Annotated in this window: 16 protein-coding genes; 10 read left to right on the forward strand and 6 right to left on the reverse strand. The window is 33.0% G+C overall.

What is annotated here, in order from left to right; all coding sequences use genetic code 11:
* Positions 1–38: 38 nt before the first annotated feature.
* Both ACAM25_RS08040 and ACAM25_RS08045 read left to right on the forward strand, forming a co-directional pair.
* A complete protein-coding gene (locus ACAM25_RS08040; RefSeq protein WP_369609218.1) occupies positions 39–1,319 on the forward strand; it encodes a glutamine synthetase family protein in 1,281 nt (426 codons plus the stop codon).
* Between the two features lie 2 nt (positions 1,320–1,321).
* The gene (locus ACAM25_RS08045) at positions 1,322–2,323 is read left to right on the forward strand and encodes an alcohol dehydrogenase catalytic domain-containing protein (RefSeq protein ID WP_369609219.1); all 1,002 of its coding nucleotides are present in this window, start codon (positions 1,322–1,324) and stop codon (positions 2,321–2,323) included.
* Here the strand turns inward: ACAM25_RS08045 and rtcA are convergent.
* The gene (gene rtcA, locus ACAM25_RS08050; protein WP_369609220.1) at positions 2,307–3,326 is read right to left on the reverse strand and encodes an RNA 3'-terminal phosphate cyclase; all 1,020 of its coding nucleotides are present in this window, start codon (positions 3,324–3,326) and stop codon (positions 2,307–2,309) included. The genes ACAM25_RS08045 and rtcA overlap by 17 nt on opposite strands.
* A gap of 16 nt (positions 3,327–3,342) precedes the next feature.
* Between rtcA and ACAM25_RS08055 the strand changes: the two genes are divergently transcribed.
* Positions 3,343–3,774 carry a hypothetical protein gene (locus tag ACAM25_RS08055; RefSeq protein ID WP_369609221.1) on the forward strand — a complete coding sequence of 144 codons (432 nt, stop codon included), beginning with the start codon at positions 3,343–3,345 and terminating at the stop codon, positions 3,772–3,774.
* On the opposite strand, the gene ACAM25_RS08060 is transcribed toward ACAM25_RS08055, so the two are convergent.
* Entirely contained in the window at positions 3,764–4,816 is a 1,053-nt protein-coding gene (locus ACAM25_RS08060; RefSeq protein ID WP_369609222.1) for a DNA polymerase IV, read from the reverse strand. The two genes, ACAM25_RS08055 and ACAM25_RS08060, sit on opposite strands and share 11 nt — an antisense overlap.
* Positions 4,813–5,670: a carbohydrate kinase family protein gene (locus ACAM25_RS08065; protein ID WP_369609223.1), complete on the reverse strand. Its 858-nt coding sequence runs from the start codon at positions 5,668–5,670 to the stop codon at positions 4,813–4,815. Before ACAM25_RS08065 ends, ACAM25_RS08060 begins: the two co-directional genes overlap by 4 nt.
* Positions 5,671–5,800: 130 nt before the next feature.
* Between ACAM25_RS08065 and ACAM25_RS08070 the strand changes: the two genes are divergently transcribed.
* On the forward strand, positions 5,801–7,159 hold the full coding sequence (locus tag ACAM25_RS08070; RefSeq protein WP_369609224.1) for a RuvB-like helicase: 1,359 nt from the start codon (positions 5,801–5,803) through the stop codon (positions 7,157–7,159).
* 20 nt (positions 7,160–7,179) lie between these two features.
* Here ACAM25_RS08070 and ACAM25_RS08075 read toward each other — a convergent pair whose 3' ends face one another.
* Positions 7,180–7,653 carry a CoA pyrophosphatase gene (locus tag ACAM25_RS08075; RefSeq protein WP_369609225.1) on the reverse strand — a complete coding sequence of 158 codons (474 nt, stop codon included), beginning with the start codon at positions 7,651–7,653 and terminating at the stop codon, positions 7,180–7,182.
* A gap of 50 nt (positions 7,654–7,703) precedes the next feature.
* Here ACAM25_RS08075 and ACAM25_RS08080 point away from each other — a divergent pair, with 50 nt between their 5' ends.
* Positions 7,704–8,270, forward strand: a complete 567-nt coding sequence (locus ACAM25_RS08080) for a GMP synthase subunit A (RefSeq protein ID WP_369609226.1) — start codon at positions 7,704–7,706, stop codon at positions 8,268–8,270.
* Between the two features lie 2 nt (positions 8,271–8,272).
* Here ACAM25_RS08080 and ACAM25_RS08085 read toward each other — a convergent pair whose 3' ends face one another.
* Positions 8,273–9,055 (reverse strand): KaiC domain-containing protein, encoded by a 783-nt coding sequence (locus tag ACAM25_RS08085; protein WP_369611641.1) that lies wholly within the window; start codon positions 9,053–9,055, stop codon positions 8,273–8,275.
* 65 nt (positions 9,056–9,120) lie between these two features.
* On the opposite strand from ACAM25_RS08085, the gene ACAM25_RS08090 reads away from it, so the two are divergent.
* From ACAM25_RS08090 to ACAM25_RS08110, 5 genes are all read left to right on the forward strand, one after another.
* Positions 9,121–9,591 carry a dual specificity protein phosphatase family protein gene (locus ACAM25_RS08090; RefSeq protein ID WP_369609227.1) on the forward strand — a complete coding sequence of 157 codons (471 nt, stop codon included), beginning with the start codon at positions 9,121–9,123 and terminating at the stop codon, positions 9,589–9,591.
* Positions 9,573–10,163, forward strand: coding sequence for an endonuclease V (locus tag ACAM25_RS08095; protein ID WP_369609228.1), 591 nt, complete (start codon positions 9,573–9,575; stop codon positions 10,161–10,163). The genes ACAM25_RS08090 and ACAM25_RS08095 overlap by 19 nt, the downstream gene beginning before the upstream one ends.
* Positions 10,164–10,188: 25 nt before the next feature.
* Positions 10,189–10,791 (forward strand): cysteine hydrolase family protein, encoded by a 603-nt coding sequence (locus ACAM25_RS08100; RefSeq protein ID WP_369609229.1) that lies wholly within the window; start codon positions 10,189–10,191, stop codon positions 10,789–10,791.
* A 12-nt stretch (positions 10,792–10,803) separates the two neighbouring features.
* On the forward strand, positions 10,804–11,778 hold the full coding sequence (locus ACAM25_RS08105; protein WP_369609230.1) for a DHH family phosphoesterase: 975 nt from the start codon (positions 10,804–10,806) through the stop codon (positions 11,776–11,778).
* A gap of 99 nt (positions 11,779–11,877) precedes the next feature.
* Complete coding sequence (locus ACAM25_RS08110) at positions 11,878–12,525, forward strand: peroxiredoxin (protein ID WP_369609231.1); 648 nt, start codon at positions 11,878–11,880, stop codon at positions 12,523–12,525.
* Here ACAM25_RS08110 and ACAM25_RS08115 read toward each other — a convergent pair.
* Positions 12,513–13,175, reverse strand: coding sequence for a metallophosphoesterase (locus ACAM25_RS08115; protein WP_369609232.1), 663 nt, complete (start codon positions 13,173–13,175; stop codon positions 12,513–12,515). The two genes, ACAM25_RS08110 and ACAM25_RS08115, sit on opposite strands and share 13 nt — an antisense overlap.
* Positions 13,176–13,200 lie beyond the last annotated feature (25 nt).

The raw sequence follows: 13,200 nt of genomic DNA on the forward strand, positions 1-13,200 counted from the left end.
TGCTTATAAATTGAGTGGTTTAATTAGTGGTGAGAAAATTGCTTAGAGACGAAGTGCTTGAAATTCTTAAAAGTGGAAGAGTAGACTACGTAAGAGTAGTTTTCACGGATATCCTAGGGAACTCAAGAGGCAGATCACTGAGAAGAATAGAATTTGAAAAAGCATTAGACAAAGGTGTAGAATACTCTGAATCGCTTCTTTATTTAGATTATAAGGATATACCAATAAAACCGAGGTATGGAGATGTATTTGCTGTTCCAGATATTAGCACCTTCGTTATAATACCCTATTTAGAGAGAACAGCTAGAGTGCTATCTTACGTTACTACCCAAGATAATTCTCCTCATCCATTGTGTACTAGATCTTTATTAGCTAGAGCTATAGATAAATTAAGCGAATTAGGTTACAATTTGAAAGTTGCTTTCGAGCCTACTTTCTATTTGATTAACTTTAAAGACGGAAAGCCTGTACCAGCTGACGAAGCTAGAGCTTTTTCATCTGAAGGCTTAATGGAACAACAGAATTTTCTTAGAGATTTGATAAAGTACTTAGAAAGCGTTAATATACAAGTTCAATATATAAATAAGCATTATGGTCCTGGTCAATATGAAATTACATTTAGTATGGGAGATGCAATAGAGGGTGCTGATTCGTTAATAACATCAAGAGAAATTATTAGAGATACGGCAAGAATATATCGCATGTATTCTACTTTTATGCCGAAGCCTTTTAAAGAATATCCAAGCAGTAGTATGGATATTTACATTAAGCTTGTAGACCTTTCAAATAAATCTGTTGGTGTTGATACATCAGATCCAAAAGGCTTAGGTTTAAGTAAAGTTTTGTATTCCTTTTTAGCTGGAATATTAGAACATATTTCATCAATTTTAGCTATTGCTTCTCCCACAATAAACTCTTACAAAAGATATACTGAGATTGTGACACCTAATATTGCTGGAATAGGGAATGAAAGACACTATGTAATTAGAATACCATCGACTTACAGAGATGTTGGTGTATTTGAGTTCAGATTAGCTGACCCATTAGCTAATCCTTACTTATTATTATCTTCAATGATATTTGCTGGTATTGATGGTATTGAAAGAGGACTTGACGTTGATGTTAACTATGAGGTAACTATTTTACCTAAAAACCTTAAAGATGCAATACACAAACTTGACAATGATACTAAACTTAAGTATTATATGGGGAAAGAGCTAATTGATACATTCATTGACTTGAAGAAAAAAGAAATAGATGAATATGAAAAAGAGATTACTGAGTGGGAAATAAACTCTTATTTAAAATCCGGCTGGTAATAATGAAAGCAGCCGTATTTAAGGAGATTGGCAAACCGCTTAGCATAGAAGATGTTCCGATACCTAAATTAGAAAATGAAAAAGAAGTTTTACTAAAAGTTAAAGCTACTGGAGTATGCCATGGCGACTTACACGTTATCATGGGCGATTGGAAGTATGAAGTACCAGTAACTACTCCAATTATCTTAGGGCATGAGATAGTTGGAGAGGTAGTAGAAGGTGGTACTAGATTTAAGAAGGGAGATTTAGTAATGGTTTACAATGCTTTTGGATGCAAAGAATGCAAACATTGCAAAGCTGGTTACTATCAATTCTGTGAAAGGGTTAAAGTATTAGGAGTTCATTTAAATGGTGGTTATGCTGAGTACGTTAAAGTTCCAGATGAGGATTTTCTGATAAAGGTTGATGGTAATCCTATCCAGTTAGCTCCTTTGGCTGATGCTGGAGTAACAGCTTATAGTGCAACTAAGGGTATTCAGGCTGGTGATAAGGTTTTAGTTGTAGGCACAGGGTCTGTAGCTTTGCTTGCTATACAAATACTTAAGAGTTTAGGGGCTGAAGTGAGTGTAGTTAGTAGAAGTCCAGCAAGATTATCAAAAGCTGAGGAATTAGGGGCCGATCACGTTTATTATAGAAAGAAAACTTATCCATCACTTTATACTTCAATTGTAGGAAAGAAGTTTGATTATATTTTGGATTTTGTTGGATCAGATGAAACTTTAGATGATGTTACTTGGCTTTTAGATAGAAGAGGAGAATTGAGAATTATTGGTGAATTTGGTGGTCAACTTAATGTGCCAGAACAATTACTTGTACTTAGAGGGCTTAGGATTAAAGGAATTTTGTATGGAACTATGGAAGATATGATAAACGTTATTAAGCTCTTTAAAGATGGAAAGCTTAAAACCTTACCAGTTCCTTATTACTTAGACGAAATAAATGATGCATTAAACGATTTAATGCAAGAGAGAATTCTTGGTAGGGCTGTCATAATTCCTTCCTAGCCTTAAAGAAGAAGGGTTTCTCACCTTTTATTTCAATTTCAACGTTTAAGAACTTTTTAATAATCTCAGCATTAGTCTTTGCATGCATTGTTAAGATAGAACCTATGTATTCGCCAGAAAATAATGAAGCATACAACATTAACATATCTCCCATGTGCTTATCAACAGTTGCATTACTTTTTATTTCTTCAAAAAGTAGCTTTGCTGCTTCTTCGCCTACAGTTTCAGCTCTTTTCCCTTTTTCACCTAAAGAATCCGATCCTAAATAAGTATTTTCATATATTGCAGTTAATGTAATACCAGATCCTTTACTTATTTCTTTTTCTCTTATATCAAGATCGATATCTATTGGTACATTTAATTTTGATTGAAGGTATTCTTTAGCTGATTTGGCTTGTCTTTCAGCAATATGAGATGGTAATGATGAAACGTGAGATATTCCTTTTATTTTAATTAGTTTGCCAGTTTGTAGTAAAGAAAACCGAGAAGGATTTCCGACAACTTGTGAAACTCTTATTTCACCTCCTCCTTCTGGGTAATGTCCCCTTTTAATCAGATCTAAAGAAACTTTAATACCTATTTTCTCTAGCAAGGGGAGAAAAGTTAATCTAATATAATCTATAGACGGGGATTTCGGTACATCTGTACCTCCCCTAATAGTCACTTTTACCTTTCTATTTAATAAAAGAGGTAAAATTGTTTGTAAAATTAATGTAACACTTCCAGCTGTTCCTACATCGAACATAAATTCTCCTTCTTCAATTATATTTTGAGGTTCAAAAATAACTTCTGTAGAACCTAATTTATCCCCCTTAACTTTTGCATTAGTAAGAATTTTAACAGCCTCGAGTGCAGTTAGATGTTGTCTCTGTAACCCTGGATTAGGTCTATTTGCTCTAATTTTATAAATTTTGAAAGGTTTTTTTGTTAATGCTGAAAGTGTTAATGAGGTTCTTAAGATCTGTCCTCCTCCTTCTCCAAAAGAACCATCTATTTCAATCATTTCTGGTGATTATAAAATGCGTGTAAAAATAAATCCTCTTATTAATATAATAGGAACAGAAGAACTTATTATTTTACCTATAACAAGAAAAGAAGATTTTTTATTAGCTTTAAACTTCTATGAAGATACTTTAGGTGGAAGATTAGCGAGATTTATCTTAGTTTTAGACAAGTATAGAGAAATTAACTATGAAGAGACGATAATTAAAGGCGATAAGGGAGTGGTTGAGGCTGAAGGTGTAGAAGAGGATTTCAAAAAACTTAGTAACTTAATAAAAATTGAGAAATATTTGAGAAGCAATAGATTACCACTCTTTATAAACATAGAAATTTTGAAGGACGCAGATGTAAATGAAAGAGGTGTGAGAGGATTTATTAATTATATTTCAAAATACGGTAAAATAGACATAGAGAGAATTAAGGACAAAATAGAACTTATTATTGAATAAAATCCTCGAGACCCTTAGATTTAAAGATATTATCAAACTTTACTCCTACTCTCCTAACTAGTCTTTTGTCTTTTTCTAATATAGCCTTAAGTAATTCTAAAGATTCTTTATATGCTTTGTCTTTACTTATTCCCCCTTTAAAAGTTTTACTCTTACTTATAATATCTAAATCTTGCATAATTGTAACAACAGTTATTCTTCTGGGTATTCCATCAATTTTTTTGTAAGCTTCGTCTATAGCCTTGATCAAATAAGGTTCAATAATTTTTAGATCTCTAGTATTTTTAGGCAGTGTTAAATATCTTCCGTGAGGTACTCTTTCTTTATTAACAACAGGTTCAAAGTAAGTGTTTGTCGCTAATTTATAAAGATAATGAGCTTTTGCTTCACCAATTTCTTTCTTCAGAGTATCAAAAGGTACATGTAGTATGTCAATTAATTTGTTTATTCCTATCTTATGAAGTTTTTCAGATATCACTTTTCCTACGCCGGGTATTTCATCAATATCCAAGTTTCTTATGAAATCTGATACTTCCTCTGGTTTTAAAATACCTAAACCGTTTGGTTTAACTTTGTCGGCAATAATCTTAGCAAATACCTTGTTAGGTGCTATTCCAATACTTACAGTTATCTTTTCTTTCTGATAAATTTCTTCCTTTAATCTTTTTCCTAACTTCAAAGCCTCGTCAAAATCTTTAACTTTATCTGTTATGTCAATGTAAGCTTCATCAATGCTAGCTATCTCCATTTTATCTGAGTATTTTCTTATTATTTCCATAATCCTCTTAGAAACTTTACTATAAACTTCTTTTCTCATTGGCAAAAATATAGCGTTAGGTGCCAATTCCATCGCCTTAGAAATAGGGATTCCTGCCTTTACTCCTAACTTTCTTGCCTCATAATTTGCTGTAGCTACTGCACCACTTCTTTCACTTCTTCCAGAGTAAACACATACAACTAAAGGTTTTCCCTTATATTGAGGATTAAGAACCTCTTCTACTTGAGCAAAGAAATAATCAAAATCTATGAAAAGTACTATCATTTACATTCTACTTTTGGTGTGTAAGTTTTTAACGCTTCTTTTATTTCGTTTAATGTAGGGGAATTAATACCTCCTAATCTTTGTACTTTTAACGCTGAGGATGTAACAGCCAATTTTAAGCTTTCTTCTATACTTAAACCTTCTGCTATAGAATAATTGAAAGTAGCATCAAATACGTCTCCAGCTCCAGTGGTATCCAGTACGTTGTTAATTTTATAAGCCTCAGCATAACATTCTTGGCTTTCAGTAATAACTTTAGCCCCCTTTTCTCCCATTTTTATAACTATAATCTTAGCCCTTACTTTGCTTAGGTCTATTAGATTACTTTCCTTCTCATTTAAGTAAAGAACATCCACATCGACCTCATTTACATCTTTACTAAAAGGACCAGGATCATAGGAAATTAACCTAGCCATAGGATCTCTGATGACTACATTTGAGGGAATTGAAGCAAAGTGAATTACATCAAATAGACCAAAATATTTCTTTACATCTTCAGCAGTTATTAAGGTTGAAGCCCCTAACTTTCTTACCATCGAAATTTTACCATTCTTTCTTAAAAATATTAAGGCCATACTCTGTGGTCCATTAACTTCTTCAACATAATCAAGTCCAACACCAATTTCTGCTATGCTTTCCATTAAGCTTTGAGTTAAGGGGCTTTTACCAACTTTTGCTAAAAGCTTACTACTATGGCCAAGTTTAACAATAGTCACAGCGTAATTTACTGCAGCTCCTCCTGGTAAAATTTCAAGTAAATCAGTAGTCATAAATTCATCAACATCTGGCAATCTTTCTATATTAGCTATTATATCTATGTTGAATCTACCTACTGAAAGGTGAATAGGTTTCATACTTAAAACCTCAGACAGCCGCCACTTCAGCACTACTCAGTTCCAAAGGTCTTCATCACTATTAAATATTCTTTGATAGTCATTTAAAAGGATAATCTCAAAAATTCACTTATATATATTATTAATGACTATGGCAGAGATCAGAGAGATAAGAAAAATAGAGAGAGAAAAGGCGAGCATTCACAGTCATATAACTGGATTAGGATTAGATGAGAAAGGAAAAGCCAAGTTTAAGGCTGATGGGCTTGTGGGCCAAGTCGAAGCGAGAGAAGCTGCTGGAATCGTAGTTCAGTTAATTAAACAAGGTAAAATGGCAGGTAAAGGAGTGCTCTTTGTTGGTCCTCCTGGTACTGGTAAAACAGCATTAGCTGTTGCAATAGCCAAAGAACTTGGAGAAGATACACCATTTACTACAATGAACGCATCAGAAATATATTCAACAGAGCTTAAGAAAACTGAAATATTAACTCAAGCTATAAGAAAATCAATAGGCGTTAGAATTAAGCAAAGAAGGACAGTTTATGAAGGAGTTGTTAAAGACATTAAATTAAAAGTGGCAAGGAGTAGATTAAATCCTTATTCTGTTATGCCTAGAGAAGCACAAATAGTTTTAGCTACTAAAGATGAGGAAAAAACTTTTACTGTTGGAGATAGCATTGCAGAGCAACTTGTTCAATTAAACGTAAGAAAAGGAGATGTAATTTGGATTGATGCACAAACTGGTGAAGTAAGTAAAATTGGCAAAGCGAAAAGCTTTGAGGGAGCAAAAAGCTATGACATTGAAACGGTTAGACAAGTAGAAATACCATCAGGACCAATAAAGAAAGATAAGGAAACAACAATAACAGTCACTTTACATGATTTAGATTTAAATGTAGCCGCTAGGAATATTTCAATAACTGCATTATTTAGCTTCTTTAGTGAGAGAGAAATAAATAGTGAAATAAGGGAAAGCGTAGATAAATGGGTTAAAGATATTATAAGCAAAGGTGAAGGAGAGTTAGTACCTGGCGTTTTATTTATAGACGATGCTCATATGTTAGATATTGAAGCTTTTTCCTTCTTAACTAAAGCTTTAGAAGCTGATTTAGCCCCTATATTAATTTTAGCTACTAATAGAGGGATAACTAAAATTAGAGGAACGGACGTAGAATCTCCTCACGGAATGCCATTAGATTTGTTAGACAGATTATTAATAATCCCAACAAGGCCTTATAATGCTGACGAGATAAGAGAAATTCTAAAAATTAGAGCTGATGAAATAGATGTCCATTTAGAGGATAAGGCGTTAGAAACGCTTACAAAATTAGGTGTTGAGTTTAGTTTAAGATATGCAGTACAATTGCTTGAGCCATCATTCATCATAGCACAAAGGAACGGAAGAAATATAATTAAGGAAGAAGATGTAATAGAGGCATCAAAATTATTCACAGATTTCAGAAGAAGTGTAGAATATGTAAAGGAATATGAGAAACTATTGTTAAAGTGATGAAAGGCAACGGCACTGAGCTATGATGTATTGTTGCCTGACTGAACACATTTTTCATACAGTTTTTTATCAATTATATCTCTAATAATTCTATATGTCATACCCCATATCCTATAACCATCATAGTAAAAAGCCTCATCGTTACCTTTTTGAAGTTTACTAATTTCAGCCCAGAAAGCCTTCTCAACTTCTTCCTTTTGTATTTTTGGAGTTATTTCACTCTCAATACAACTTAAAAATGCTTTCACTGTCATTGATGGCATGTTATGAGGGGAATAAATACCTATTTCTATTAGATTGCAAGGCTTTATTCCAACCTCTTCTAAACATTCTCTTATTGCTGTATAACTACATTCTTCATCTCCTTCTCTTCTTCCACCGGGTAGTGCAATATGACCACTCCAAGGATCATTCTTATTTTCCTTTCTCTTTATTAGAAGAATTTTCCCAGATTTCGAAATCAAAGCAACAACTGCAGCCTTGCACTCAATCATAATAATGTAATCTACTCAAAGCTTTTATTTTTAAAAGCATAAAACTTTATGTGAAAATTGCCGTAATTTACTTTGGAGGTCAATATAATCATTTGATAGTAAAAGACTTAAAATATCTAGGAATAAACGCTATTCCTATTACTCCAGATAAACCAGTAGAGATTTTAAAAGACTTTGACTGTATTATTTATGGTGGAGGTCCATATTCTGTAGTTACTGAGTTAGATAAAATGGGAAATGCTGTTGATTATGTATTAAAAACGACACAACCAAAATTAGGTATATGTCTTGGTCATCAACTAATAGCTAAAGTCCTCGGCGGAGAAGTTACTAAGGCCTCTTCTCCAGAATATGGACTTGTAAAAGTCAATATACATGATGAGGACACAATATTAAGGGGTTTATCTCCAACTATTAATGCATGGGAAAGTCATTCTGATGAGGTTGTAAATCCTCCAGCTGGATTTAGGGTATTAGCAGAGAGTGAAAACGCTAAAGTTCAAGCTATGGTAAATAAAGATAATACAATATTTGGAGTTCAATTTCACCCAGAAGTAAAACACACTGAAAAAGGAATTGAAGTATTTAAGAACTTTATAGAAGCTTGTAAAAAATAGACTTACTCAATTTTGTTGTTTTCATTTGTTTCTTTAATTTTTTGCATAACTTTTTGGGGTAAAGCATAATCTTCTCTTCTTTCGTTTAGTTTTCCTAAAAGCACAATTCCTTTGCCGGGTTTAATATCAATCTCCCAAACGTACTTATCATGATTAGTTTGCCTCATTTTTTCTATCAAAACATATCTGTGTAACATTCCATCTTTTATAGCTCTTCTAAATCTTATTATTCCATCAGCTACGTGTTCCACACCAAAACCAAAGGCTTGTGATGTAGTTATTGCATATTGCGAAGTTGCATAAATTGTGAACTTCCATTTATTTAACACTCTTTTCAAGTAATAACTAATTTTTCTTGCCATTGCTGGTTTATCTAAAAATAAGGCACTAACAGAATCGATTACTAATCTTGCTCTTCCTTGTCCTAATCTTTGTTTAGCTTCAATTACCTTATTTACTAATTCTTCGGGTGTAAGTTCAGTTAAGCTCCATTCATCTTCTTTTTCCTTCATTAAAGCATCTATAATTATTAATTTTTTCTCCATATATTCCTCAAAATCCCAATTAAACTGTTTTGCTTGTCTAATTATTGAATCCCTACTTTCCTCAGTAGTTACATAAATGCAATTGTCTCCTTCTTTTAGTCCTTGAGCAATAAAATGCAAAGAAAATATAGTTTTTCCGGTTCCAGGTTCACCAGTAAGCGCAACAAAGAAGCCTTGCGGAATTCCCCCTTCTATCAGCTTATCAAAATCTGGTATACCAGTTGAAAGCCTTATCATAATTTTAAAATTTGAGTATAACCTAATAAAATATGATGAAGAACAGCGGATCTGCTGAGTGATGAATGATGTACTGGGTAAGAAGAGGAATTATAGGCGGATCACCTATTCCATACACTGAAGATGAAATAGATGAATGGAAAAAGAATGGGGTAAAACGTGTATTAGTTTTACCAGAAGAATGGGAAATAGAAGAGGCTTGGGGCTCATCTGTGTATTACTTCACTTTATTAAAAGAAAAAGGATTTGAATTTCTTCATATACCTATACCCGATGGTTACCCACCAACATTTGATCAGATGCTAGAGATTTTCAAATGGTTAAAGAAAGATAATGGAAATTTGGTTCATTGTGTAGGTGGAATAGGTAGAACTGGCACTGTAATTGCTGCCTATTTAATACTTGAGGAAGATTTAGATAGTGGTGAAGCCATTGAAGAGGTTAGAAATCATAGGCCTGGAGCTGTTCAGACGTATGAGCAACAGTTGTTTTTATTACAGTTAGAGAAGATGAAAGAAAAATGGAGAAATATATTTTAGATTTTTTAATTAAATTTCAGCAATTAATAGCAAAAAATGTTAAAATTGAGCATTTTGGCTTAGAAAAAGCAAAAAGTATTTGTGGCGTAGATATTGCATATAAAGGAAATATAGGATACGCAGTTGCAGTAAAGGAAGAAAACGGAAATTATGAATATAATTTAGTTAAAGGTGACGTATTTTTCCCTTATATACCTACTTTTCTCTTTATGAGGGAAGCTCCGTTAATGATAAAAGCAGTAGAAAAATATGAGTGTGACTTAATCTTAGTTGATGGTCATGGTTTAACTCACCCTAGGAAGAGCGGGATAGCAACTGTTATAGGCGTACTTCTTGATAAACCAACTATAGGAGTAGCGAAATCAAGGTTAACTGGGGAATATCTAATGGAAAATGGAATAACGTACGTCATCGTTAACGGGGAAAAGTTAGGGGTGAAAGTAGGAAAATATTTCTATAGTATAGGTAATAAAACTGACTTGGATGACATTATCTCACTATCAAGACTAGGTTATCCTACAGTTCTAAAGATGGCAGATAAACTCTCAAAAGAGTTGAAGAAAAAAGAATAATAAACTTGTGTTCGTATTATAAATTATGAAGGTTGAAGTTCCACAAATTCCAGAAGAGAAAGAAGTTTTGCTCTCTCCATCAGACACAGCTTTACTTATTGTAGACATGCAAAATGATTTTGTTAGAAAAGAAGGAAAGTTATATGTTCCAACTGCTGAAGCAACAATACCTTCAATTAAAAAATTGATTGATAAAGCTAGGAGTGCTAATGCTTTAATAATTTACACACAAGACTGGCATATGAAAGATGATCCAGAGTTTAAAATATGGGGGGAACATGCATTAGCTGGAACTTGGGGAGCCGAAATAGTAGACGAATTAAAACCAGAAAAAGATGATTTTATAGTCAAAAAATACCGTTATGATGCATTTTTTGAAACCCCCCTAGATTACATTTTAAGGGTTAAAGGAATAAAGAATGTCGTAGTTACTGGAACAGTAGCTAACATTTGTGTTTTGCATACAGCAGGAAGTGCTGCATTAAGGTGGTATAACGTAATAATGATAAAAGATGGAATATCAGCGGTTACAGATTTTGACTATTACGCTACATTAAGACAAGTGGACTTTCTATATAAAGGCAAAATTACAGATTCCTCTGGAGTAAAATTTATTACTAGAATATAAGGTTTTTATCCTATGGATTATTACGCCATAGTACACAATGATTTTGACGGCACAGCCTCAGCAGCAGTTTATGCTAGAGCAGTAAACAGTTTACCTAAGAAAACCTTCTTTACTGAACCTACAAAGATTCATGACCTATTAGGAAAACTTGAGTTAAGAGGAGTAAATAACATAATGATAGCTGATATAGGGATTAATGCATCGACTCTTGAGACGACCCTTAAGAATCTAAAAAGATTAATTTCTGAGGGAGCAAAAGTCCAATGGTTTGATCATCATGTATGGAAAGAAGATTGGAAAAAGAAACTAAATGAAATTGGAGTTGAAGTCTATCATGATACATCAACTTGTGGAGCTGGTGTAATTGTAAAATATCTAATCCCTAATGACGAGTTTTCGAAAAAGCTAGCTAGTGCTGATTGTTCAGTTGATATATGGCTTCATGATGATCCGATGGGTGAAAAACTTAGAAGAGTAGTTGAATCTAATAGAGATTATAGTTGGAAAGAATATCTAATAAAAAAATTCTATCAAGGCATATTATGGGATGAGGAATTCGAGAAGATACTTATAGATCAAGTAGACAAGGAGTTAAAGGGTTATGAAAAACTTCAGAAATACGTTAGATTATTAGAAATAGATGGAAAAAAAGTAGTAGTTGCTGTAAGATGGAAAGGTCCCCCAGATATAAGCTATGCTTCACAGTTTTTAATGAATAGATATAATGCAATTGTTTTTGCATCGGTTAATGGTAAAGCAATTTCGTTTAGAAGCAATATTATAGAAGTTAGAAAATATGCTGAAAAATTAGGAGGAGGTGGGCATCCATTAGCGGCAGGTGCAGGTTTAAAAGCACCATTTTGGAGATTTTTCCTTCATAGATTAGGTTATAGAAAACCGATGCTTGATTGGGTAAGTAATATAGTTAAGAATGTAATAAATGATATAGGTTTTGTCCCCTACCAGAAAAAAGATGTACCAATGTAAAAATACTATCTTGAAAGAATGATTTATAAGCTCATCTATTAACTTTCATTTAAAAATAATTTAAAAACTTGAAAAGATACTAACTTATAGTGATTCTAAATGGTAAAGCTATACTCCAAGTTTCCAGATACTCAAGTATTAACAACTAAAGGTCCAATAGACTTTTACAAAGATATATTCGGAAAAGGGAAGTGGCTATTCCTATTTGCTCATCCAGCAGACTTTACTCCAGTATGCACTACGGAATTTGTTGCCTTTTCTCAAAAATATGAAGAGTTCAAAAAACTCGGTGTTGAATTAGTGGGAATGAGTGTTGATAGTGTTTATTCTCATATTCAATGGTTAATGGATATAGAGCAAAGGTATGGTATTAAGGTACCATTCCCAGTAATTGCAGACCCAGACAAGAAGTTGGCTAGAATGCTAGATGCCTTAGATGAAGCATCAGGGCAAACAATTAGAATTGTTGTGTTAGCCTCACCTGATGGAATAATCAGATTTGTTGCTCAATATCCATTAGAATTTGGTAGAAACATTGATGAACTACTCAGAATAACCAAGGCAGCAATAGTTAATTATAAAGCAAAAGTAGTATTACCGGCAAACTGGCAACCTGGACAAGATGTTATAGTTCCGCCACCAGCAATATTTGATGAGGCAGAAATGAGGATAAAATTACCAAATGCAAAAGCTTGGTACTTACTATTTAAGAAATACGAAGAATTACCACAAGATCAAAGAGTCTGAATCAATACTATTTTTTTATTTGCTGGTAAAGCTACATTATACACTCTTACATTTCTTACTATACTGAAAGTTATTTTTGCATAATGAGCATGACCATGAATTGCAATATGTGGTAAGCATTCGGCTTCTTCAATTATTCTATCTCCTAGTTGAGGATAAGCTGACTTTCTTTCTCCAACAACTGTGGCAAAGCTTGAAGCATAATGTGTTAGTAAGATCTTTATATCCCCATCTTCACATAACATTTTCATTATTTTTTCTTTTCTCTCTCTATAGAAAGTTTCATCCATACCATTAAGTCTTTGCCATTTTGTAGGTTCTTCTAATACTCCTTCACTTCCTATTATAGTTACTGTTTTATTATCTATATTTAACTTTATTGAATTATCTTCTACCCAAATTATCTTATCAAAGTACTTTTTGTAATATTCTCTCTTTTCATAAAAGTCTTCATTTCCAAAGACAGCAACAGTAGTATACTTTTTTAATACTTCATATATGGGATAGAAGTGGTTATATTCTCCTTCATTTACTAGATCACCAGCTAAAAGAAATAGATCTATTTTTACGTTTCTAATACTATTAAATGCCATAAAGAACTGTGTGAGGTACTTAGGTGAGTGGATATCAGAGGTAGCAGCTATTAGCATAATTTAAATTCTTCTTTGTGTATAA

This window comes from Sulfurisphaera javensis (assembly GCF_041154675.1).
In the GTDB taxonomy this organism is placed as follows: Archaea; Thermoproteota; Thermoprotei_A; order Sulfolobales; family Sulfolobaceae; genus Sulfurisphaera; species Sulfurisphaera javensis.

Excerpts from the sequence above, each read along its gene's own strand:
- ACAM25_RS08045 (WP_369609219.1), top strand. The coding sequence starts at position 1,322 with ATGAAAGCAGCCGTATTTAAGGAGATTGGCAAACCGCTTAGCATAGAA.
- rtcA (WP_369609220.1), bottom strand. The coding sequence starts at position 3,326 with ATGATTGAAATAGATGGTTCTTTTGGAGAAGGAGGAGGACAGATCTTA.
- ACAM25_RS08055 (WP_369609221.1), top strand. The coding sequence starts at position 3,343 with ATGCGTGTAAAAATAAATCCTCTTATTAATATAATAGGAACAGAAGAA.
- ACAM25_RS08060 (WP_369609222.1), bottom strand. The coding sequence starts at position 4,816 with ATGATAGTACTTTTCATAGATTTTGATTATTTCTTTGCTCAAGTAGAA.
- ACAM25_RS08065 (WP_369609223.1), bottom strand. The coding sequence starts at position 5,670 with ATGAAACCTATTCACCTTTCAGTAGGTAGATTCAACATAGATATAATA.
- ACAM25_RS08070 (WP_369609224.1), top strand. The coding sequence starts at position 5,801 with ATGGCAGAGATCAGAGAGATAAGAAAAATAGAGAGAGAAAAGGCGAGC.
- ACAM25_RS08075 (WP_369609225.1), bottom strand. The coding sequence starts at position 7,653 with ATGATTGAGTGCAAGGCTGCAGTTGTTGCTTTGATTTCGAAATCTGGG.
- ACAM25_RS08090 (WP_369609227.1), top strand. The coding sequence starts at position 9,121 with ATGTACTGGGTAAGAAGAGGAATTATAGGCGGATCACCTATTCCATAC.
- ACAM25_RS08095 (WP_369609228.1), top strand. The coding sequence starts at position 9,573 with ATGGAGAAATATATTTTAGATTTTTTAATTAAATTTCAGCAATTAATA.
- ACAM25_RS08100 (WP_369609229.1), top strand. The coding sequence starts at position 10,189 with ATGAAGGTTGAAGTTCCACAAATTCCAGAAGAGAAAGAAGTTTTGCTC.
- ACAM25_RS08105 (WP_369609230.1), top strand. The coding sequence starts at position 10,804 with ATGGATTATTACGCCATAGTACACAATGATTTTGACGGCACAGCCTCA.
- ACAM25_RS08110 (WP_369609231.1), top strand. The coding sequence starts at position 11,878 with ATGGTAAAGCTATACTCCAAGTTTCCAGATACTCAAGTATTAACAACT.
- ACAM25_RS08115 (WP_369609232.1), bottom strand. The coding sequence starts at position 13,175 with ATGCTAATAGCTGCTACCTCTGATATCCACTCACCTAAGTACCTCACA.